A 20,361-nucleotide genomic window follows, 5' to 3' on the forward strand; every position below is an offset into this window, starting at 1 on the left:
CCTCTTAGAAGTGTATCGCTGCACTCCTAGGACGAACGGGAAATCCTGTAAACCGCGCCCTGCCCGACCGAGATGAACCAGATCGCACCGTCTGGGGCCTGCACGATGTCGCGGACCCGCTCGGTCTCGGGGCCTTTGATTTGCTCGACCTCGCGCAACGGGTTGCCGGACAGCCGTGCGATATAGTCGAATTTCAGCGAACCCACGAAGATGTCACCCCGCCATTCGGGAAACATCCCGCCGGAATAGACCATCAAGCCCGACGGCGCGATGGACGGATCCCAATACAAGCGCGGCTGTTCCATTCCGTCTTTGCTGGTGCCTTCGCCAATCTTCTCTCCGGAGTAATGCGTCCCGTAGGAAATGACCGGCCAACCGTAGTTGGCGCCGGGCTTCACAAGGTTCACCTCGTCCCCGCCCTTTGCGCCATGTTCCGAGACCCACAACCGGCCGCTCGTATCGATATTAGCGCCTTGCGGGTTGCGATGACCAAAGGACCAGATCTCGGGGCGGATGCCTTCTTGCGCGACAAACGGATTATCTGCCGGGATCGAGCCATCGCGGTTGATCCTAATGACCGTCCCCATGTGGTTCGAGCGGTCCTGTGCGGTCGGCCTGTCGCCACGATCCCCCAAAGTGATGAACAGTGTCCCGTCCTGCGCCTCGACCACGCGCGATCCGAAATGCCGGCCGCCCGAGCCGCCGGGAACCGCTTCGAATATCACCCTCAGGTTGGCCAGCCGCTTGCCGTTCTCGGACAGGCGCGCCACGGCAACCGCCGTACCGGCCCCGCCGCTCTGCGGCTTCGAGAATGTGAGAAACACCTTTCTTGTGCGGTCAAAATCGCGGGCGATGGTTACGTCCAGCAGACCGCCCTGCCCTTGCGCCGCGACTTTCGGAACGCCCCGGACCGTGGTGGCTTTGCCATCACGCGCCAAAAGCAACTGGCCGTCGCGCTCGGTGACCAAGAAACTGCCATCAGGCAACAAGCCGATCGCCCAGGGCGTTTCCAGACCCCCCAACATGGTCGTGACCGAGACCTCGCCTGCGGATGTCTTCAATGACTCGGCCCACGCGACGCTGCCGCAAATCATCAGAATGAGAATCGTGAAAACCCTGATCATATCTATCGCTCCAATCCCTGTCAGAATGAGCCGCCCGGGAACCAAACCCTAGAAAACAAATAGAGTTGTTCAGCCAAAAGACACATTCCTGTTTGGACTTTTCTTTTCTGAACAGCTTGCCTAGGGTCTTGCTCAGAACGAATACGTTCCAACAAGGGAGTAACCTAATGAAAAAGCTGCTTACTGCGACTGCAGCAACCGCATTGCTGGCTGGTGCCGCAATGGCCGAAGACGTCAAACTGGGCGTTCTGTTCGGGTTTACCGGGCCGATTGAATCGCTGGCCCCGGCAATGGGTTCGGGCGCCGAACTGGCGATGGCCGAAGTGACCGAATCCGGCAAGCTGCTGGGCGGCGCCACCGTCACCCCGTCGCGTGCCGATACCGGCTGCATCGACAACGGTCTGGCCACCTCGAACGGCGAACGCATGATCGCCGATGGCGTTGCCGGCATTATCGGCGGCGACTGCTCGGGTGTAACTGGCGCAATCCTGCAGAACGTCGCTATTCCGAATGGCATGGTCATGATCTCGCCGTCGGCGACCTCGCCCGGTCTGTCGACAATGGAAGACAACGGTCTGTTCTTCCGCACCGCCCCGTCAGATGCGCGTGAAGGTCAGGTTATGGCCGACATTCTGAAAGACCGCGGCATCAATTCGATCGCTCTGACCTATACCAACAACGACTACGGCAAAGGTCTGGCCGACGCGATCCAGTCGTCGTTCGAGGCTGTAGGCGGTGAAGTGACCATCGTTGCAGCACATGAAGACGGCAAAGCGGACTATTCGGCCGAAGTCGGCGCACTGGCCTCGGCCGGCGGTGACATCCTCGTGGTTGCCGGCTACCTGGATCAGGGTGGTCTGGGCATCATCCAGTCCGCTCTGGACAGCGGCGCGTTCGATACGTTCGGTCTGCCGGGCGGCATGATCGGTGACTCGCTGCCTGCGAATGTCGGCCCCGATCTGGACGGCTCGTTTGGTCAGATCGCCGGTTCCGGCGGTGAAGGCGCCGAGAAATATTTCGCCATGGCCGAAGCCGCGGGCTTTGACGGCTCGTCGCCCTACTCGCCTGAAAGCTATGACGCAGCCGCGCTGTTCATGTTGGCCATGCAGGCCGCAGGGTCGGCCGATCCGGCCCAGTACGGTGGCAAGATCCTGGATGTGGCCAATGCCCCCGGCGAGAAGATCTATCCGGGTGAACTGGCCAAGGGTCTGGAACTGCTGGCCGCTGGTCAGGACATCGACTATGTCGGCGCTTCAGGCGTCGAACTGATCGGTCCGGGCGAAAGCGCTGGGTCCTACCGCGAGATCGAAGTGAAAGACGGCAAGAACGAGACCGTCAAGTTCCGTTGATCCGTCAGCTGACCGCATGATACCAAGCAGCCCGGGCCTTGTGCCCGGGCTGTTTCAATGACAAAAGGCGCCACCTTATCTTGAGGATGGGGCAACACGAAGAACCGCGAAAGCCGCGGACAGGGGAACACATGATCGTCGTCGAGGACGTGCACAAGCATTTCGGCGGTTTCCATGCGGTGGACGGGGCATCGCTGGAGATCGAAAAGGGCTCGATTACCGGCCTGATCGGCCCGAACGGAGCCGGAAAAACCACTCTTTTCAATGTGATCGCGGGTGTTCTGCCTCCGACCAGCGGCAAGGTCTGGATGGATGGCGAAGACATCACCGGCCTGCCGCCCCATGATCTGTTTCACAAGGGGCTGTTGCGCACGTTCCAGATCGCGCACGAGTTCTCGTCGATGACATGCCGCGAAAACCTGATGATGGTCCCCGGTGGCCAATCCGGTGAATCGCTGTGGAACACGTGGTTCGGCCGCAAGCGGATTGCGGATGAGGAACGCGCCCTGCGCGCCAAGGCCGACGAGGTGCTGGAATTCCTGACCATCGAACACTTGGCCGACCACAAGGCGGGTCAGGTCTCGGGCGGCCAGAAAAAGCTGCTGGAACTGGGCCGCACGATGATGGTGGATGCCAAGATCGTGTTCCTGGACGAGGTCGGCGCAGGCGTGAACCGCACCCTGCTGATGACCATCGCCGATACGATCCTGCGTCTAAACAAGGAACGCGGCTATACCTTCGTCGTGATCGAACACGACATGGATTTCATCGGCAAGATCTGCGATCCGGTGATCTGCATGGCCGAGGGCAAGGTTCTGGCGCAGGGCACGCTGGACGAGATCAAGGCCAACGAGCATGTAATCGAGGCCTATTTGGGTACTGGGCTCAAAAACAAAGACCAGCTGGAGGCCGGGGCATGAGCGACAATCCCTATCAGGATGACAAAGGCAACAAGGACGCCTCGATCACCAACACGCATGGCATCGGCACGATGACGCCGGCCCATCGGGTCAGCGGCAAGACCCACCGGGTAGAGGGCGGTCCATTCCTGATCGGTGACACCATGACCGGCGGGTACGGCAAAGGCCCCGACATTCTGCACGATTGCACCATCGCCGTGGACAAGGGCGAAATCGCCGTGATCGTCGGCCCCAACGGCGCTGGCAAATCCACCGCGATGAAGGCCGTTTTCGGCATGCTGGACGTGCGCGCCGGATCGGTGCGGTTGGATGGAGAGGACATCACCAACCTCAGCCCTCAGGACCGGGTGATCAAGGGCATGGGCTTTGTGCCCCAAACGCAGAACATCTTCACCTCCATGACGGTTCAGGAAAACCTGGAAATGGGCGCGTTCATCCGCACGGATGATTTCTCGGACACGATGGAACAGGTGTTCGAGCTGTTCCCGATCCTGCGAGACAAACGCAATCAGGCGGCGGGCGAGCTCTCGGGCGGTCAGCGCCAACAAGTGGCCGTCGGCCGCGCGCTTATGACCAAGCCCAAAGTGCTGATGCTGGACGAACCGACCGCGGGCGTTTCGCCGATCGTGATGGACGAGCTGTTCGACCGCATCATCGAAGTGTCGCGCACCGGCCTTCCGATCCTGATGGTCGAGCAGAATGCACGCCAGGCGCTTGAGATCGCCGACAAGGGCTATGTGCTGGTCCAAGGCCGCAACGCATACACAGGAACCGGCAAGGAACTGCTGGCGGACGAGGAAGTACGCAAGTCGTTTTTGGGTGGCTAACCGACGCTTTTCAGAATTCGGTTTTTTCATGGGGCCGGTCGGGATTCTCGACTGGCCTTTTTGCTTGATCGCTTTGCGCAAAATTGAAGGCCAGAAGGTGGCAACCGGTGTTTCCGGCTATGCCCTTCTTCTTGAGAACCCTTATTAGGCATCTGAAAAGTATAAATTATTTTCTGGCAGCGTACCGGTTCAAAAAGCCTGTGGAAATTCCCGGAATGCCAATCTGCTGCTTTAATCAGGTCAAATTTCAAAAATATCGCTGCGCCCGAACCACAACACCAATCCCCGAAACGCGCCCCAAGTGGGGGCACAAAAATTGGAAGTCAAAATGAAGAAATGGATGATCGCCGCACTGGTCGCACACTTGGCAACTGGCGCTGTGGCTCAGCAACGCGAGTTTGTGTGCATATCGGAAATTGATGGAACCGAGTACCGGCTGACGCGGCTTGAAGGCGAGCAAAAGGGATCGGTCGAATTCGGTGACATGACCGGGGATGCTCAGGTGTTTCCTGGACTGAACAACATGACGTTCATCCTGGCGACCGAAAAGCATGTCATGACCTTCTTCGTCAAAAGCCCTGATCTGTCCTACAACCTGTCCATTCGCCGTCCGGTCCTTCAGAATGACCGCGGCCAATGCACGGAAACCGGAGCCTAGTCCCGCAACCATCTGCGATTTCAGGCCGCGTCCCACATGGTGGCGCGGTCTTTTTCTTTCGGCGATCGGCAGACGGTCGGAGCGCGCGGGATCAATGTCCGCCAAACCGCATAAAAACATGCACAAAGCCGCAAAAATCATGCTCCAAATTGTTGTGTCTTTCGTCGGCGTCATGCCATAAAGCCGCACCCGGACAGTGAGAAGAACATAATGGACCTACTGAATGCGCTTGTTGCGCTTGCGAACTTTGTGATCGTGCCTGCGGTTGCCTATGGCAGCCAGTTGGCACTTGGGGCGCTGGGGGTCACCCTGATCTACGGCATCCTGCGGTTTTCCAACTTTGCCCACGGGGATACGATGGCCTTCGGCGCAATGATTGCCGTGCTGGTCACCTGGGGTCTTCAGGCCGCAGGGATCGGGTTCGGGCCCCTGCCGACGGCGCTTCTGGCGCTTCCGTTTGCGATCCTCGGGTGCATCCTTCTGGTGCTGATCACCGACAGGCTGGTCTATCGGTTCTACCGCGAGCAAAAGGCCAAACCTGTGATCCTTGTGATCGTGTCCATGGGTGTGATGTTCATCATGAATGGGCTGGTGCGCTTCATCATCGGCCCCGATGACCAAAGGTTCTCGGATGGGGCACGGTTCCTGATTTCTGCGCGGGATTTCAAAAAGATGACCGGGCTGGATGAGGGGCTTGCGATCAAGACCTCGCAGGGTATCACCGTGATCGTCGCCGTCGTTGCCGTCGCCTTGCTGTTCTGGTTCCTCAACAAGACCCGCACCGGCAAGTCGATGCGCGCCTATTCCGACAACGAGGACCTGGCCTTGTTGTCCGGCATCAACCCGGAACGTGTGGTGATGATCACCTGGATCATCGTTGCGGCACTGGCCACGACGGCCGGGGTTCTCTATGGGTTGGACAAGAGCTTCAAGCCATTCGTCTATTTCCAGCTGCTTCTGCCGATCTTTGCCTCTGCCATCGTGGGCGGATTGGGTAACCCGATTGGGGCGATCGCAGGCGGATTCATCATCGCCTTTTCCGAAGTCACGATCACTTATGCCTGGAAGAAGGTGCTGACCTACCTTGCCCCGGAAAGCCTCGAACCTTCGGGCCTGGTGCAGTTCCTGTCCACCGATTACAAATTCGCCGTCAGCTTCGTCATTCTGCTGATCGTGCTTCTGTTCAAGCCAACGGGTCTGTTCAAGGGGAAAGCGGTATGAACGAAGCAGTCAAAAACACCCTGCTTTTCGTGATTGTCGGCGGGCTGATCCTGCTGACCGGTTTCGTTCAAAGCTGGAACACGGCGATCTTGATTCTGAACATGGGTCTGATTTCCGCGATCATGGCGATCGGTGTGAACCTGCAATGGGGCTTTGCCGGACTGTTCAATGTCGGCGTCATGGGTTTTGTCGCGCTGGGTGGACTTGCGGTTGTGCTGGTCTCTACCCCTCCGACACCCGGAGCCTGGTCCGCGGGCGGGTACGGGATCGTACTGGCGCTTCTGCTGGGGGCGGCGACCGTTGTCGCAGCCGTGATGGCCGCGCAAAAAATGCCCAAGGGCCGGGCACGAACGCTGGCGATCATCGCAATCCTCGTCGTCGGGTTCTTCGTCTATCGCGCGGTGTTCGACCCAAGCATCGCAGCCGTCGAAGCCATCGACCCAGCCATTGCCGGAAATATCGGCGGGCTGAATCTTCCAGTGCTGCTTGCATGGCCGGCGGGTGGGCTGTTGGCCGCGGGCGCTGCTTGGCTGATTGGCAAGACGGCGTTGGGTCTGCGCTCGGACTATCTTGCGATTGCCACGCTGGGCATCGCCGAGATCATCATTGCGATCATGAAAAACGAGGACTGGCTGGCCCGTGGGGTCAAGAACGTCTACGGCATCCCCCGCCCCTCACCTATCGTGGGCTATGAGATTGACCTGCAGAGCGATCCGACCTTCGTCGAACGCGCAGCCTCGTTCGGGCTGGACCCGGTGACCGCTTCGACCCTGTGGGTGAAACTGGGTTATGCATTCCTGTTCCTGATCGTGCTTCTCATCCTGCTCTGGATGGCTCAGATGGCGCTCAAAAGCCCGTGGGGCCGCATGATGCGCGCGATCCGCGACAACGAGGTCGCCGCCGAAGCCATGGGTAAGGACGTCACCCGCCGTCATCTGCAGATCTTCGTTCTGGGCTCGGCCATCTGTGGCATTGCCGGGGCGATGATGACGACGCTGGACGGCCAGCTGACACCCAGCGCCTACCAACCGCTCCGGTTCACCTTCCTTGTCTGGGTGATGGTGATCGTCGGCGGTTCCGGTAACAACTTCGGCTCGGTCCTGGGGGCCTTTCTGATCTGGTTCCTGTGGGTCGAGGTCGAACCGATCGGTCTGTGGCTTATGAACCTGATCACTTCCAGCATGCCAGATGGCAGCGCGCTTAAGGCCCACCTGATCGAAAGCACGGCACATATGCGCCTGTTCACGATGGGGCTTATCCTGCTGATTGTTCTCAGATTCAGCCCAAGGGGCCTGATCCCCGAGAAGTAGACATCTTTCATCACGAAACCGTCAGGCCGCGCCATTCGAATGGCGCGGTTTCTTGATTGCGGCTTGAAAAATCAATAGACGGCTTCACACTCTATGAACCATATCGGCGCATATTGTTCGAAACACCACTCACCTGATGCGCCGATCTTAACGAGTAAACTCTGACCCAGAAGAAAAGTTCTTGCACCATGAAGACTTCCACAAAGAAAATTGCCCTTATGGTTCCGGTCCTGGCTGTTGTGGCCGGATGTATCCCAAGCCCCCGTGAACTGGAAACCACACCCGTCCAGGTACAGACGCCCAAGGGCGTCGTGACCTGCCAACTGTATCGCCAGGATCGGGTTGACTGGGATCGCGCGATTGATTTCCCGGCCACCAAGATGTCGGTTCCCGAAGCTGACGCCTATTGCCAGCAGGAAGGACAGCGGCGCCTCAAGCGCTGACGCGGCACGCCCAGCCAGTTCCGGCTGGCAGGGCGATGAAACTCAACGGTTGCGAAACAGCCCGCCCAGAATGCCGCGAACGATGCGGCGTCCTGTGGTTCCTTTCAGCTCTTTGATGACTGCCTCGCTCATGGCAGAGGCAAAGCTGTCTTGCTTTCGGACCGATCGTGCAGACGATCGCCCTACTCTGCTGCCGCTGTATCTGCGCGCCGCCGAATACTCCCGCTCGGACACCGACCGGGTGTCGTCTTGCTCCTCGGGTTCGGCTTCCTCGGCCTCGGCCGCGGCCTTGGCCGCGCGCGCCTGCAGGATTTCGAATGCCGATTTGCGATCCAGAAGCGTTTCGTACTTTCCGGCCATCGGAGACGCCTCCATCACAGCCTTGCGCTCGGCGTCGGTAATCGGGCCCAGTTGTGAACCCGGTGGACGTATCAATGTTCGCTCGACCATACCGGGGGCGCCCTTTCGTTCGAGCATCGAGGTCAACGCCTCGCCCACTCCGACCTCCCGGATCGCGGTTTCCGTGTCGAAGGCCGGGTTTTCCCGATAGGTTTCCGCGGCCAGCCGCAAATTCTTGCGATCCCGCGCGGTGAAGGCGCGCAAAGCATGTTGGACGCGATTGCCCAACTGCCCGAGGATATCTTCGGGAATGTCGGCCGGGTTCTGAGTAATGAAGTAAACCCCAACGCCTTTGGATCGGATCAATCGCGCGACCTGCTCGACCTTGTCCACCAGAACCTTGGGCGCATCGTCGAACAGCAGATGGGCTTCGTCGAAGAAAAAGACCAGCTTGGGCTTGTCGGGATCGCCGACTTCGGGCAGTTCCTCGAACAGTTCGCTCAGCAGCCACAAAAGAAACGTGGCATACAGCCCGGGCGCGCCCATCAGCTTGTCAGAAGCAAGGATGTTGACCATCCCGTGGCCGTTTTCATCCAGGCGCATCAAATCCGACAGTTCGAGCGCGGGCTCACCAAACAGCCGTGCGCCGCCTTGGTTTTCTAACACCAGCAATCGTCGCTGTATGGCACCGATCGAAGCGGTCGAGACATTTCCGTAGCGCAGGGACAGCTGCGACCGGTTTTCACCAATCCAGACCAGAAGAGCCTGCAAGTCCTTGAGATCCAGCAGCGGCATTCCCTCTTCATCCGCAACCCGGAAGGCGATGTTCAGCACACCTTCCTGCGCTTCGCTCAGGTCCAGAAGCCGGGAAAACAGCAGCGGTCCCATCTCGGTAACCGTTGTCCGAACAGGGTGGCCCTGCTCACCAAACAGATCCCAGAACGTGACCGGGCACGCGGCATAGGAGTAATCGGCAAACCCGATACGCTGGGCACGGTCCATGAAGGCCTGATGCAACTTGTGATCGGGGCTGCCGGGACGCGCCAGTCCGGACAGGTCACCTTTGACGTCAGACAGGAAAACAGGAACACCCTGCTGCGAGAACCCTTCGGCCAGGATTTGCAGGGTCACGGTCTTGCCCGTCCCCGTTGCACCGGCAATCAAGCCGTGCCGGTTTGCATATTTCAGCGTCAAACCCTGCGGCTGCTTGTAATCAACACCGCCACCGCCGACAAAAACGTTTTCCGTCATATTGATACGTCCCAAAACTTAGCGTCCCGGCACCACCATACAAACTTAACCTTTGACTGCGATAGTGATTTTGCCCGCCTCGCAATTCCCTCGTGTGGTGGGCAAACTTCCTCCCTGTCGACTGGCTGTGCTTTCGGGCACAGCCCTTTTTTTGAAATTTCCAAGTTTCTGCTTGTGGAAACATTAAATTTCGCTGTTTGCAGTTGACCACTGGGTTCGCCTCTCGTAACGTTCGGGCATAACTAAGTCGGCCAGTCCGACGGGGAGATACATTGATTGAAGGGAGCCGCACGTACGGCTCCCTTTGTCGTTTGTACTCAAAGGCTTCCAGGCGTCACTTCAGGTTGCCTACGATGGGTCGGCGAAAATCCGTCCAATCCCGCGTGTGGCGCGCGCTTTGCAACTGACATGGCCGAGCAGGAATGCTAGAGACGTTTGAAAAAGCTGTATCAGCACAATGAGGCACTGATGATCACCAAACTTGTTCCAGCCACCCTGGTAACGGCTGCATTGCTGGGCTCAGGCGCGTTCGCCCAGGAAGCCACGACTGAAACTCAAGAGCAGAGCCAAGCCGGTCAGACCACGGATACCGGCTCCGACCTGGATCTGGGTCAAAGCGGCCCGCGTGTCGGCGAGCAATATGTCCGAGAGAAGTCTGGCGACTGGGAGATCTCCTGCATCAAGGCGCAATCCGGCGATGACCCCTGTGCGATGGTTCAGATTCTCAACGGTGCGCAGAATGAACCTCTGGCCGAGATCACCGTTGGCAAGCTGCCCGCCGGTGGTGCCGCCGCGGCCTGGGCGAACGTCATTGTTCCTCTGGAAACTCTGCTGCAAGCACAACTGGCCATCTCGATCGATGGCGCACCTCGCAAGCTGTACAACTATCATCACTGTGTTCCGGTCGGTTGTGTTGCGCAGCTGGGTCTGACGCAGGGCGACATTGACGCGATGAAAGCGGGAACGAAGGCTACCATTTCACTGGTGCCCGCACGCGCGCCCGATCAGGTTATCAACATGGATCTGTCGCTGAGCGGATTTACCGCTGCCTTTGACGGCCTGCAGGTCAACACCAACTGATCACGCCAGAATGAATGACCAAAGCCGCCATCATCCGATGGCGGCTTTTTTTTCATACCTTCTTGAGGGCCAATACCGCGTTCAGACCGCCAAACGCAAAGGCGTTGCTTAATGCCACATTCACCTCGGCTTCGCGCGCCTCGTTTGGTACGACGTCCAAAGCGCATTCCGGGTCGGGTTCTTCGTACCCTATGGTCGGCGCTATCACGCCGTCACGGACGGCCATGATACAGGCCAACAGTTCAACCGCGCCGGTTCCGCCGATAAGGTGGCCGTGCATGGATTTGGTCGACGAGATCATCAGATCGTCGGCATGGCGTCCGAACACATCCGCGACTGCTGCGCATTCGGTCTTGTCATTGGCGGCGGTTCCGGTGCCGTGGGCGTTGATATAGCCCACGTCACTTGCGTTCAGCCCCGCATCCTTCAGCGCCCCGGCCATGGCCCGTGCCGCGCCCTGTTTGCTGGGCATCACGATATCCGTCGCGTCCGAAGACATCGCATAGCCCGCAACCTCACATAGGATTTCAGCGCCGCGAGCACGCGCATGTTCGTATTCCTCGAATACGAACACACCGGCGCCCTCGCCCTGAACCATGCCATTGCGATTTGCGCTGAACGGCCGGCACGCGTCCTTCGACATAACCCGAAGGCCTTCCCAGGCCTTGACCCCGCCAAAACACAACATGGATTCCGACCCACCGGTAATCATCGCCGGGGCGGCGCCACTGCGCACCATCTGGAATGCCAGCGCCATCGCGTGGTTGGACGATGCACAGGCCGTCGAAACGGTAAAGCTGGGACCTTTGAGGTTGTGCTCCATCGAAATGTGGCTTGCCGCCGCGTTGTTCATCAGCTTCGGCACGACGAATGGATGGACCCGGTTCTTCCCGTCTTCGTAGACCGAGCGGTAGTTGTCATCCCAGGTGGAAACACCACCGCCGGCCGTTCCCAGAACGACCCCCGACCGAACGGCCAATTCGCCGTGAAACTCCAGCCCCGACTGGTCGATCGCCTCTTTGGCCGCAGTCAGAGTGAATTGCGTGAAACGGTCATACAGCGCCATCTGCTGGCGATTGAACCTGCCCTCGGCCTCGAACCCACGGACCTGGCCGCCAATTTTGATGCTCAGTCGGTCGACGTCACGAAATTCAAGCTCGGAAATGCCGCAACGACCTTCGCGCATCGCTTCCAGGGTGTCGGGCACGGAATGGCCCAGCGAATTGATCGTGCCAGCGCCGGTAATGACAACCCGTTTCATGACCGCGGATCAGACCTTTTCCGCGACCAGTTTTTCGATCCCGGCAATGATCGCTGCAACATTCGAGATGTCGAAATCGCTTGCCGTCGGTTCGTTGGCGTTGAAGGGGATCGAGATGTCGAATTCTTCCTCGATGGCAAAGATGCTCTCAACCAGGCCCATGCTATCGATTCCGAGATCTTCCAGAGAGCTTTCGGGCGTCACGTCGGACGGCTCCAGCACGGCCTGCTCTGCAATGATTGCGATGACGCGGTCGCTGATGCTCATGTCGTTCCCCTGATTGTCGCGTTGCGGTTGATTTAATCGCTCGACGAGGGTTTGAAAACCGTCTTTTTAAGCGCCTCTACGTCACGGGCCATGCGTGGAAGCCGACGCTGTGCCTTGTAGATTTCGGTGTGCGTTTCCATTTTCACGCCCGGATAGCCCATGATCACACGACCTGCCGGGACATTCGAAAGTATCTTGGTTCCGCCGCCCGCGATCACGCCGTCACCAATGAAGATATTGTCGACGACTCCGGTCTGGCCACCCAAAACCACGTTGTTGCCGATCTCGACCGAACCGGACACTCCGGTTTGACCGCACAGCAGACAGTCTCTGCCGACCTGGGTGTTGTGCCCGACATGAACAAGATTGTCCAACTTGGAACCGTCTCCGATGACGGTGTTGCGGATCGTACCGTTGTCGATGGTGCAGTTCGCGCCAACCTCGACATCATTGCCGATCTGGACCGCACCGAGCGAATGGATGCGCAACCAGCTCTGCGCCTTGGCGTCTCCGGCGTCGCCCATGGTCTTGCGCACGTTTTCCACACCCGACACCTCGGGCGTGACAAAGCTGAACCCATCCCCGCCGATCCTGGCTCCGGGTTGCGCAATAAAGCGATCGCCGATGATGGCACGCGCGCCGATGCTGACCATCTCGCGCAACAGGCAGTTCTGGCCCAAGACGACATCCATACCAACGTGGCACTGGGCGCCGATCACCGTTCCGGACCCGATGCGGGCCCGGGGGCCGACAACGGCCAGAGGCCCGATGGACACATCTCCGGCGATCTCGGCCGTCGGGTCCACGACCGCCGAGGGATGGATCCCGGGTGCCACACCCTGCCCCCGGTCCAGCATCGTGGTAATTCCGGCCATTGCCATACGGGGGCGGCCGACGAACACGGCGCCCTCCAGACCCAGTGCGCGCCAGTCAGCACCCTCCCACAGAACGGCACAGCGCGCTTGACCCTCAGCCAGAGCTTCGGCGTATTTCGGAGCCATCGCCATAGCCAGATCGGTCGGACCGGCATCCTTGGGCTCGGCCGCCCTCAGAATAGTCAGGCTGGTGTTTCCCTCGGCCGGCGCCCCCAGAGCATCGGCGATTTGCTGTAAGGTGAACTGCATCGCGGGCTTCCTTGTCGCAGGATTTTGCGCCCTGTGCTTACCCCTGAACGTTCGGCAGGGCCACCCCTGCTTTCTGCAGGGCATCCCAAATCTTTTGGTCCCGACCATAGACATCGCGCCGATACTGCACATCGCCCTTCGGCCCGACGAACGCGGTGCGGTAAATCAGATGAACCGGAACCGGCTGTTTGAGGTCAACCTTGGTTTCACGCCCGGTACCCAGCACCCTGTGGAAAAAGGCCTTGGGGTCCTCTTCCTGTTTTGCCAGCAAAGCATATGCGAAATCAAAAGGTTGCGCCAAACGAATGCACCCGTGAGAGAAGGCGCGTACTTCGCGTGCGAACAGGCTCTTCTGCGGGGTGTCGTGCAGATAGATGTTGTACTTGTTGGGGAACATGAACTTGACCAGCCCCAGAGCGTTGCTCTGCCCCGGAGGCTGGCGCATCGCAAACGGGAAGCTGCGAGCCGTGAACTGGTTGAAGTCCACCGCATTGCGGTTCACCTGCCGTCCACGCCGATCGGTGATCTCAAGATGCCGGACGGCATTGGGGTTGGCCCGCAACTTCGGCAGGTATTCCTTGGTGATGATCGAGCGCGGCACATGCCAGCTGGGATTGATCACCATGTGCTCCATCACATCCGAAAACTCGGGGCTTTGACGATCGCTGGTGTTTTTGCCGATCACCGCACGTGTTTCAAATGTCACCCGACCATCATCGACGATTTTCGCGGAAAAGTCGGCCTGATTGACCAGAACATGCCGTGCACCCCTCTCGCGAGGGAGCCAGCGTTCACGTTCCATCGCAACCATCACCGCCTTGAGCCGGTCAGAAGGTGAACGGTTGATTTCGGCAATCGTTCCCTGGCCAGCGACACCATCTGGTTCAAGTCCATGGGCGCGTTGGAAGGCTTGCACCGCTGCCACAATGGACTCGTCATATTCCGGGCTGGCCGTAGGCTTGAGGAACCCCATCGCAACCAGACGGTTACGCAGCTTTATGACGCTCGGCCCCGTATCGCCGCGTTCGTATTTTCCGGTTGGTACGGTCGGCCCCCATTCACCGTGTTCGTTAAGTGACTGCAGCGCCATCTTCTGCTTGAGCAGCGCCCGGTACTGACTGGACTGCGGCGGAAGCTGCGCGAGATAAGAGCCGTCGGTGGACTTCATCATCGCCGCAAGATGTTCCGAGGCCGGCCTCCGTTCGACCGCACGCACGAGGCCAGCGTCGATCTGAGCCGGGCGCAGCAGCCCGGACTGAATATCCTGTGCATAGCGGACAAACGCCTCGCTCAGTGCCGCTTCAAGCGCTCCGAGATCGCGGTTTGACCGAGCGCTCTGCATCTTCGCCATCAGGCCGTCAACGTCATATCGTTCGGCCGGAAGTCCGTGCATCTGAGCATGGGACAATGCTTTGATAAGTGCCGATCGGCGTGCCGCGTGACCAGAGGTAGCACCGACCCAAATCGGCGCGAACTCCTGTTCTCGGTAAAAGGACGCGATTTCCGGGGTTGTCCCTGCACTTTCCGCGACAGCCATCCGAAAGGCGAAACTCTCAGGCTGGGTCGGAGCCGCCGGAACGGATGTGGCCGACACGGCGATGCTTGCGGCAAACAGAAAAATCGTACAGGTCCGACGGACAGAATTCATGGGATAGCCTTGGTTTTCAATAACTTGGAACACTAGTTTTTGCGCCCGACAATTATGTTTCACGCGTCGGGGGATTGTCCACTCACATTTCCAACAGCACATCACACCGCTGGCCCCCTGATGCGCGTTTGCATCGTCTGGAAAAAAACGAAAGGGATTCAGGCCTGTTCGCCACATTTTTTGTCACTTGCGCAGATTTTCGCCGAAAATTCCCCGTAAGAAGGCACAAGACCAAAAGATCACTTGGCGCAAGAATCCCTCTGTGGCATAAAATCCGCATCTGGGATGGGAAAGAATTAAGAAAGCGCACGTAACATCGTGTGCAGGCAGGAACTGTACGGGACGAAACACGCTATGACCAAGAGCAGTACCTCGGGGATGACCCGGCGTGCCCTATTGGGCGCATTCGCGGCAACGGCAGTTGTTGCAGCACCAACCTACTCAAACGCAGCAGGCTTCCTTCGCGGGGGTGGAGACATCCGCAGGATCCGTATGTATTCGGGTCGTACCGGCGAGCGTTTGGACATGATCTACTGGGTCGATGGCAAATACGTCAAAGACGCGGTCAAGGAAATCAACCACTTCATGCGTGACTGGCGCACCGATCAGTCAAAGGACATGGATCTGCGCACGATCGACATCATGGCCGCGGCCCACAACCTTCTGGATGTGAACGAGCCCTACATGCTGTTGTCGGGCTACCGCTCTCCGCAGACCAACGCCATGCTGCGCCGCCGGTCGCGCGGTGTCGCCAAGAACTCTCTCCACGTCAAAGGCCAGGCTGCGGATCTGCGGCTTGCCTCCCGCTCGGTCTCACAGATGGCCAAGGCAGCCATTTCGTGCCGTGCCGGCGGTGTCGGCCAGTACTATGGATCAAATTTCGTGCACATGGATTGCGGCGACGTTCGCTCCTGGCGCGGCTAATACACTACCACTCACCAACCCCGCAAAAGGCCCCGGCGCATCACTGCCCGGGGCTTTTTGCTGCGCAGCGCCCATCCGGCAGTGGCGGACACAGGCGCAGAAGCGCTACGCCTTGAAATTCTGACAGAAAGTGGCGCACCTGAGAGGATTCGAACCTCTGGCCTCTGCCTTCGGAGGGCAGCGCTCTATCCAGCTGAGCTACAGGTGCGTTGGCCGTTAGCTAACCTTGTTCCGATCCGGGTGCAACTGGATTTTGCATGTCGGAATGCGGTTTAGCGACGAACAATCAGGCAAACAATTCGTGCGCCAGTTCCAGCGCATCGATCAGCGTGTCGACCTCATCGGTTGTGTTGTACAAACCAAAACTCGCGCGGCAGGTGGCCGTAACCCCGAGATGATCCATCAACGGTCCGGCGCAATGGTGCCCCGCCCGAACCGCGACGCCCTTCTTGTCGAGAATGGTGGATACGTCGTGCGCGTGGCCCGCACCATCCAGCGTAAAGCTGAAGATAGCAGCCTTGTCGGGCGTCGTCCCCTGAACCTGCAGCCAGTTCAGCCCGGTCAGGCGCTGCATTGCGTAGTCGCGCAAGCCCGCCTCATGGGCCGCGATATTATCCATCCCCAAACCCATCATGTAGTCCAGCGCAACGCCCATGCCGATTGTCTGGACGATACCCGGAGTGCCGGCTTCGAATTTCATCGGCGGATCGTTGTAGATCACCGTGTCTTTCGACACCTCCTTGATCATATCGCCTCCTCCGATGAAGGGGCGCATCTCGGCCATGCGTTCCGATTTGATGAAGATCGCGCCAGATCCCGAGGGGCCGTACAGCTTGTGCCCGGTGATAGCGTAGAAATCACACCCGATATCCTGCAGATCCACCGGCATGTGAACCGCGCCCTGGCTTCCGTCGACCAGCACAGGCACGCCTTTGGCATGGGCGCCTTCGGTAATCGTCTTTACGTCAACCACGGTACCCAGAACGTTGGAACACTGGGTCACCGCCACCAGTTTGGTCTTGGGCCCGATGGCGTCGATCACGGCCTGCGGATCCAGCGCACCACTTGCATCCACGTCCACCCATTTCAGAACGACGCCCTGGCGTTCGCGCAGGAAATGCCAGGGTACGATGTTGGCATGATGCTCCATGACGCTCAGAACGATTTCATCGCCGGCCTGCATCCGTGGCATGGCCCACCCATATGCGACAAGGTTGATCCCCTCGGTCGTCCCGGAATTCAGGACGATCTCATCCTCATTCGCGATATTCAAAAACCGGGCGACGGTCCCGCGCACGGATTCGTATTTTTCGGTCGCTAGGTTTGACAGGTAGTGCAATCCGCGATGCACGTTCGAATACTCGTGCGCATAGGCATTGGTGACTGCATCTATCACCACCTGAGGTTTCTGCGCCGAGGCCCCGTTGTCGAGATAGGTCAGGGGTTTCCCGTTCACCTCACGCGAGAGGATCGGGAAATCGGCGCGGATTTTCTGGACGTCATACATGATCGAAATCCCTAAACAGGCCCGCTTGGGGTCATCAACAGGACGAAAGGTATCGCCAGCAATCCCGAGATGAGGATGACCACAAAGGATTTGCCCAGCGAGTCGAAATGGTGCGCCTGATTGATGAAATGCAGGCTGATGTAGAGGCTGTACAGGCTCATCCCCAATACGAGGATCAGGAACATAGTCGGCGCGACCATCACCATGACGAAGATGATCAATTGGCCCAGAATCTGCAGGAATTGCAGCCAGACCATCAGCAGCATCATACCGTCCAGGCTGCCGGTGCCGCCAATCATCCTGCCGACAAAATGAAACGCGAAGATGCCCAAGAGAACGGCTCCGGCCGAAGTCGCCATCGACTGCACGACCGGTTCAAACGCCATATCCAGAGATGGATCAAGCGCCGGAAACACAAGGGTCGATAGTGATTGAGACAAAGCGTTCAGGACAACGACCAATGCCAGCGCTGTCCAAAGCACATCCCGACCGGGTACTCCGGCCAACAGACGCCTTGCCGCCTCGGCCGGATTTGCCAGTGTCAGAACGGCCAGATGTCCCAGAAATGCGGCGTTCATGCCGGCACCCTTCGTGTTTGAGAAAAACCGGAAAACCAGAACCAGACGAATACCGCAACCCACAGGGCCCCGGTCAGCGTCTGGACAGGGCCCGGACCGATGAAACCAGCCACCAGCCCGTTCAACAACACCAGCGGTGATGAGGCGAGCAGAGCCCAGAACAGCGCAAGCCGCGCCTGATAGGACGTGGTTGCACCGCCGAACATGCGAGAAATCAGATAATTCCCCCAGGCAAGGACGTAGAGCAGCAACGGTAGAATGAAGACCGACCCCAGCAGGGCCCCACCCATCAGCATGTTCAGGTCCAGCCCCTCAAGATGGGCGCGGCGCGCAAGGCCGGGCAACTGCGCAATAAAGCCAATCACACAGAACGCCATGACAAAGGCCAGCGCGCGGTCTTCGCGCGGGCCCATGTCCAGCAGCCGACGCACCACCCGACCGGGCCCGCGATACGAGGCGACGATATCGGTGGTCACCGGCATCAGCTGTGCCGCGCCAACCAGCCTTCCAGCCGCGAGACGATGTCCTCGGCCAGCGCTTCGTCTTCGATCTCTTCAACGGCTTCCGCCAAAAAGGCCAGCGTCAGCATGTTGGTCGCGTCCTTGGCCGGAACCCCGCGCGAGCGCAGGTAGAACATCGCGGTCTCGTCGATCGCACCCGAGGTCGACCCGTGTGAACAGGCCACGTCGTCGGCATAGATCTCAAGCTCGGGCTTGGCCAGGAACTGACTGTCGTCATCCAGCAGCAAAGACTGGCTGATCTGGTAGCCATCGGTCTTCTGGGCTCCTTCCTTGACCAGAATCTTGCCCTGGAACACGCCGGTCGCGCCGTTGCGCAAAACCTTCTTGAACACCTGACGGCTTTCGCAGTTCACCGCGTCATGGGTGATGAACACCGTGTCGTCATGGTGGAAGTCGCCATCGCCCACACAGGCACCGGCCACATGCGCCACCGCATCGTCACCGGTCAGTTCGACCACCTGTTCATTGCGCGTCAGCACACCATTCACGGTCAGGGTGAAGGATTTGTAGACGGAGTCCTTGCCCAGCCGGGTGAACATATGCGTCGCGGCACGGCGCTGATGGTCCCTGCCCTGCGCCCGGACATGGTGCAGCGCGCCGCCATCGGCGATGTCGATCTCGATGCATTTGTTGAACCGCGAGGCCGCCGGGCCATTCTCGAGAATCGTCACCTCGGCGCCGCTCTCCACGCGGATCACGTGGTGCAGGATCGCGTCCGAGCTTTCGGAGTCGTGGCGATAGACCAGACTGATCGGCTTGGACGGCTTGCCGGTCACGTGGATCGCCACGCCGTCTTGCGCAAAGGCGGTGTTCAAGGCCGCCAACGGGCGTTGAACCGGGGTCTGACCGCGCTCCTCGAGCACGCCATACAGCTGCTTGGCCCAGTGGATGTCCTTGCAGCAGATATCTTCAAGCCGGTCGATGCTCACGCCTTCCAGCGTCAGGTCATCGCTGTCCTCGGGGCTAAATACACCATCGACGAAGACGATCTTCAGGCGGTCGAACCCGTCAAAGACCATCGGCTCGTCGGTGTGGAATACCTCGGCCGCCGGGGCCTCGGGCGCGGTAAGCGTATCGGGACGCGTGTATTTCCAATACTCGTCGCGCCGCCCGGGCAAACCCATGGCGCGCAGGCGGGCCAGGGCCCCCTCGCGTGCGTCGCGGGTGCAGCCGGCTTCGGGCATGCGCAGCGTGGCCAGCCGCGCCTCGGTCGCGGATTGTTTCACGTCGGGCAAGGCCATCAGTTCACCTCGGCAAGAATGTCGGCGTAACCGTTGTTTTCGACTTCCAGCGCCAGCTCGGGCCCGCCAGTCTTGACGATCCGGCCATCGGCCATGATGTGCACCACGTCGGGTTTGATGTGGTCCAACAGACGCTGATAGTGGGTGATCACCAGGAACCCACGGCCTTCGTCGCGCAGCGCGTTCACGCCCTCGGCCACCAGCTTCATGGCATCCACGTCAAGGCCCGAGTCGGTCTCGTCCAAGATGCACATCTTGGGCTCGAGCATCGCCATCTGCAGGATTTCGTTGCGCTTCTTCTCGCCACCCGAGAAACCAACGTTCACGGGGCGTTTCAGCATGTCGGCGTCGATTTTCAGCGACTTGGCCTTTTCGCGCACCAGCTTGAGGAAATCCGCGGCCGAGAGTTCTTCCTCGCCGCGCGCCTTGCGCTGGGCGTTCACGGCGGTGCGCAGGAACGTCATGTTGCCCACGCCCGGGATCTCGACCGGGTACTGGAACGCCAGGAACACGCCGGCGGCGGCACGCTCTTCCGGCTCCATCTCCAGCAGGTCGGCGCCATCCAGAGTCGCCGAACCCTCGGTGACCTCATACCCGTCACGGCCCGACAGCACATAGCTGAGCGTCGATTTGCCCGAGCCGTTCGGCCCCATGATCGCGTGCACCTTGCCGGCCTCGACCGTCAGATCCACGCCCTTGAGGATCTGCTTTTCCTCTTCCTCAAGTTTGACGTGCAGGTTCTTGATTTCCAGCATGATTTGTCCTTTT

General features: G+C 59.4%; 20 protein-coding genes and 1 tRNA gene. 9 read left to right on the forward strand and 12 right to left on the reverse strand.

Annotation, left to right across the window (positions count from 1 at the left end):
- Positions 1–26: 26 nt before the first annotated feature.
- Positions 27–1,124 (reverse strand): PQQ-dependent sugar dehydrogenase, encoded by a 1,098-nt coding sequence (locus ACR0IR_RS05775; RefSeq protein WP_170363453.1) that lies wholly within the window; start codon positions 1,122–1,124, stop codon positions 27–29.
- Positions 1,125–1,291: 167 nt separating this feature from the next.
- Here ACR0IR_RS05775 and ACR0IR_RS05780 point away from each other — a divergent pair, with 167 nt between their 5' ends.
- From ACR0IR_RS05780 to ACR0IR_RS05810, 7 genes are all read left to right on the forward strand, one after another.
- Entirely contained in the window at positions 1,292–2,473 is a 1,182-nt protein-coding gene (locus ACR0IR_RS05780; protein ID WP_170338589.1) for an ABC transporter substrate-binding protein, read from the forward strand.
- Positions 2,474–2,604: 131 nt separating this feature from the next.
- Positions 2,605–3,393: an ABC transporter ATP-binding protein gene (locus ACR0IR_RS05785; protein WP_093962961.1), complete on the forward strand. Its 789-nt coding sequence runs from the start codon at positions 2,605–2,607 to the stop codon at positions 3,391–3,393.
- On the forward strand, positions 3,390–4,220 hold the full coding sequence (locus tag ACR0IR_RS05790) for an ABC transporter ATP-binding protein (RefSeq protein ID WP_170338588.1): 831 nt from the start codon (positions 3,390–3,392) through the stop codon (positions 4,218–4,220). Before ACR0IR_RS05785 ends, ACR0IR_RS05790 begins: the two co-directional genes overlap by 4 nt.
- 328 nt (positions 4,221–4,548) lie before the next feature.
- On the forward strand, positions 4,549–4,878 hold the full coding sequence (locus ACR0IR_RS05795; protein WP_170363452.1) for a hypothetical protein: 330 nt from the start codon (positions 4,549–4,551) through the stop codon (positions 4,876–4,878).
- A gap of 210 nt (positions 4,879–5,088) precedes the next feature.
- On the forward strand, positions 5,089–6,099 hold the full coding sequence (locus ACR0IR_RS05800; RefSeq protein WP_093962081.1) for a branched-chain amino acid ABC transporter permease: 1,011 nt from the start codon (positions 5,089–5,091) through the stop codon (positions 6,097–6,099).
- Complete coding sequence (locus ACR0IR_RS05805; protein WP_170338584.1) at positions 6,096–7,409, forward strand: branched-chain amino acid ABC transporter permease; 1,314 nt, start codon at positions 6,096–6,098, stop codon at positions 7,407–7,409. Before ACR0IR_RS05800 ends, ACR0IR_RS05805 begins: the two co-directional genes overlap by 4 nt.
- A 188-nt stretch (positions 7,410–7,597) precedes the next feature.
- On the forward strand, positions 7,598–7,852 hold the full coding sequence (locus tag ACR0IR_RS05810) for a hypothetical protein (protein WP_093962083.1): 255 nt from the start codon (positions 7,598–7,600) through the stop codon (positions 7,850–7,852).
- 42 nt (positions 7,853–7,894) lie between these two features.
- On the opposite strand, the gene ACR0IR_RS05815 is transcribed toward ACR0IR_RS05810, so the two are convergent.
- The gene (locus ACR0IR_RS05815) at positions 7,895–9,442 is read right to left on the reverse strand and encodes a helicase HerA-like domain-containing protein (protein ID WP_170363451.1); all 1,548 of its coding nucleotides are present in this window, start codon (positions 9,440–9,442) and stop codon (positions 7,895–7,897) included.
- 468 nt (positions 9,443–9,910) lie between these two features.
- Between ACR0IR_RS05815 and ACR0IR_RS05820 the strand changes: the two genes are divergently transcribed.
- On the forward strand, positions 9,911–10,522 hold the full coding sequence (locus ACR0IR_RS05820; RefSeq protein WP_170363450.1) for an invasion associated locus B family protein: 612 nt from the start codon (positions 9,911–9,913) through the stop codon (positions 10,520–10,522).
- A 52-nt stretch (positions 10,523–10,574) separates the two neighbouring features.
- On the opposite strand, the gene ACR0IR_RS05825 is transcribed toward ACR0IR_RS05820, so the two are convergent.
- Genes ACR0IR_RS05825 through ACR0IR_RS05840 form a run of 4 tightly spaced genes read right to left on the reverse strand, consistent with a single transcriptional unit; the run spans position 10,575 to position 14,822 of the window.
- Positions 10,575–11,783, reverse strand: a complete 1,209-nt coding sequence (locus tag ACR0IR_RS05825) for a beta-ketoacyl-[acyl-carrier-protein] synthase family protein (protein WP_093962085.1) — start codon at positions 11,781–11,783, stop codon at positions 10,575–10,577.
- Positions 11,784–11,792: 9 nt separating this feature from the next.
- Positions 11,793–12,050 (reverse strand): acyl carrier protein, encoded by a 258-nt coding sequence (locus tag ACR0IR_RS05830; protein WP_093962086.1) that lies wholly within the window; start codon positions 12,048–12,050, stop codon positions 11,793–11,795.
- Between the two features lie 32 nt (positions 12,051–12,082).
- Complete coding sequence (lpxD, locus tag ACR0IR_RS05835) at positions 12,083–13,174, reverse strand: UDP-3-O-(3-hydroxymyristoyl)glucosamine N-acyltransferase (protein WP_170363449.1); 1,092 nt, start codon at positions 13,172–13,174, stop codon at positions 12,083–12,085.
- 37 nt (positions 13,175–13,211) lie between these two features.
- The gene (locus ACR0IR_RS05840; protein WP_170363448.1) at positions 13,212–14,822 is read right to left on the reverse strand and encodes a L,D-transpeptidase family protein; all 1,611 of its coding nucleotides are present in this window, start codon (positions 14,820–14,822) and stop codon (positions 13,212–13,214) included.
- Between the two features lie 354 nt (positions 14,823–15,176).
- Here ACR0IR_RS05840 and mepK point away from each other — a divergent pair, with 354 nt between their 5' ends.
- Positions 15,177–15,746 carry a peptidoglycan L,D-endopeptidase MepK gene (mepK, locus tag ACR0IR_RS05845; RefSeq protein ID WP_170338571.1) on the forward strand — a complete coding sequence of 190 codons (570 nt, stop codon included), beginning with the start codon at positions 15,177–15,179 and terminating at the stop codon, positions 15,744–15,746.
- Between the two features lie 131 nt (positions 15,747–15,877).
- On the opposite strand, the gene ACR0IR_RS05850 is transcribed toward mepK, so the two are convergent.
- From ACR0IR_RS05850 to sufC, 6 genes are all read right to left on the reverse strand, one after another.
- A tRNA-Arg gene (locus ACR0IR_RS05850) sits at positions 15,878–15,954 on the reverse strand.
- Positions 15,955–16,032: 78 nt separating this feature from the next.
- Positions 16,033–17,253 carry a cysteine desulfurase gene (locus ACR0IR_RS05855; RefSeq protein ID WP_170363447.1) on the reverse strand — a complete coding sequence of 407 codons (1,221 nt, stop codon included), beginning with the start codon at positions 17,251–17,253 and terminating at the stop codon, positions 16,033–16,035.
- Between the two features lie 11 nt (positions 17,254–17,264).
- Positions 17,265–17,831, reverse strand: a complete 567-nt coding sequence (locus ACR0IR_RS05860) for a Yip1 family protein (RefSeq protein ID WP_170363446.1) — start codon at positions 17,829–17,831, stop codon at positions 17,265–17,267.
- The gene (locus ACR0IR_RS05865) at positions 17,828–18,313 is read right to left on the reverse strand and encodes a YIP1 family protein (protein WP_170363445.1); all 486 of its coding nucleotides are present in this window, start codon (positions 18,311–18,313) and stop codon (positions 17,828–17,830) included. The genes ACR0IR_RS05860 and ACR0IR_RS05865 overlap by 4 nt, the downstream gene beginning before the upstream one ends.
- A complete protein-coding gene (gene sufD / locus ACR0IR_RS05870; RefSeq protein WP_170363444.1) occupies positions 18,313–19,593 on the reverse strand; it encodes a Fe-S cluster assembly protein SufD in 1,281 nt (426 codons plus the stop codon). Before sufD ends, ACR0IR_RS05865 begins: the two co-directional genes overlap by 1 nt.
- Complete coding sequence (gene sufC / locus ACR0IR_RS05875; protein WP_170357887.1) at positions 19,593–20,348, reverse strand: Fe-S cluster assembly ATPase SufC; 756 nt, start codon at positions 20,346–20,348, stop codon at positions 19,593–19,595. Before sufC ends, sufD begins: the two co-directional genes overlap by 1 nt.
- Positions 20,349–20,361 lie beyond the last annotated feature (13 nt).

Source organism: Ruegeria sp. CF2, from assembly GCF_056537385.1.

Coding starts and splice junctions, on each gene's coding strand:
- ACR0IR_RS05785 (WP_093962961.1), top strand. CDS start 2,605: ATGATCGTCGTCGAGGACGTGCACAAGCATTTCGGCGGTTTCCATGCG.
- sufC (WP_170357887.1), bottom strand. CDS start 20,348: ATGCTGGAAATCAAGAACCTGCACGTCAAACTTGAGGAAGAGGAAAAG.
- mepK (WP_170338571.1), top strand. CDS start 15,177: ATGACCAAGAGCAGTACCTCGGGGATGACCCGGCGTGCCCTATTGGGC.
- ACR0IR_RS05805 (WP_170338584.1), top strand. CDS start 6,096: ATGAACGAAGCAGTCAAAAACACCCTGCTTTTCGTGATTGTCGGCGGG.
- lpxD (WP_170363449.1), bottom strand. CDS start 13,174: ATGCAGTTCACCTTACAGCAAATCGCCGATGCTCTGGGGGCGCCGGCC.
- ACR0IR_RS05840 (WP_170363448.1), bottom strand. CDS start 14,822: ATGAATTCTGTCCGTCGGACCTGTACGATTTTTCTGTTTGCCGCAAGC.
- ACR0IR_RS05775 (WP_170363453.1), bottom strand. CDS start 1,124: ATGATCAGGGTTTTCACGATTCTCATTCTGATGATTTGCGGCAGCGTC.
- ACR0IR_RS05820 (WP_170363450.1), top strand. CDS start 9,911: ATGATCACCAAACTTGTTCCAGCCACCCTGGTAACGGCTGCATTGCTG.
- ACR0IR_RS05815 (WP_170363451.1), bottom strand. CDS start 9,442: ATGACGGAAAACGTTTTTGTCGGCGGTGGCGGTGTTGATTACAAGCAG.
- ACR0IR_RS05780 (WP_170338589.1), top strand. CDS start 1,292: ATGAAAAAGCTGCTTACTGCGACTGCAGCAACCGCATTGCTGGCTGGT.
- ACR0IR_RS05790 (WP_170338588.1), top strand. CDS start 3,390: ATGAGCGACAATCCCTATCAGGATGACAAAGGCAACAAGGACGCCTCG.
- ACR0IR_RS05800 (WP_093962081.1), top strand. CDS start 5,089: ATGGACCTACTGAATGCGCTTGTTGCGCTTGCGAACTTTGTGATCGTG.
- ACR0IR_RS05865 (WP_170363445.1), bottom strand. CDS start 18,313: ATGCCGGTGACCACCGATATCGTCGCCTCGTATCGCGGGCCCGGTCGG.
- ACR0IR_RS05830 (WP_093962086.1), bottom strand. CDS start 12,050: ATGAGCATCAGCGACCGCGTCATCGCAATCATTGCAGAGCAGGCCGTG.
- ACR0IR_RS05860 (WP_170363446.1), bottom strand. CDS start 17,831: ATGAACGCCGCATTTCTGGGACATCTGGCCGTTCTGACACTGGCAAAT.
- ACR0IR_RS05795 (WP_170363452.1), top strand. CDS start 4,549: ATGAAGAAATGGATGATCGCCGCACTGGTCGCACACTTGGCAACTGGC.
- ACR0IR_RS05810 (WP_093962083.1), top strand. CDS start 7,598: ATGAAGACTTCCACAAAGAAAATTGCCCTTATGGTTCCGGTCCTGGCT.
- sufD (WP_170363444.1), bottom strand. CDS start 19,593: ATGGCCTTGCCCGACGTGAAACAATCCGCGACCGAGGCGCGGCTGGCC.
- ACR0IR_RS05855 (WP_170363447.1), bottom strand. CDS start 17,253: ATGTATGACGTCCAGAAAATCCGCGCCGATTTCCCGATCCTCTCGCGT.
- ACR0IR_RS05825 (WP_093962085.1), bottom strand. CDS start 11,783: ATGAAACGGGTTGTCATTACCGGCGCTGGCACGATCAATTCGCTGGGC.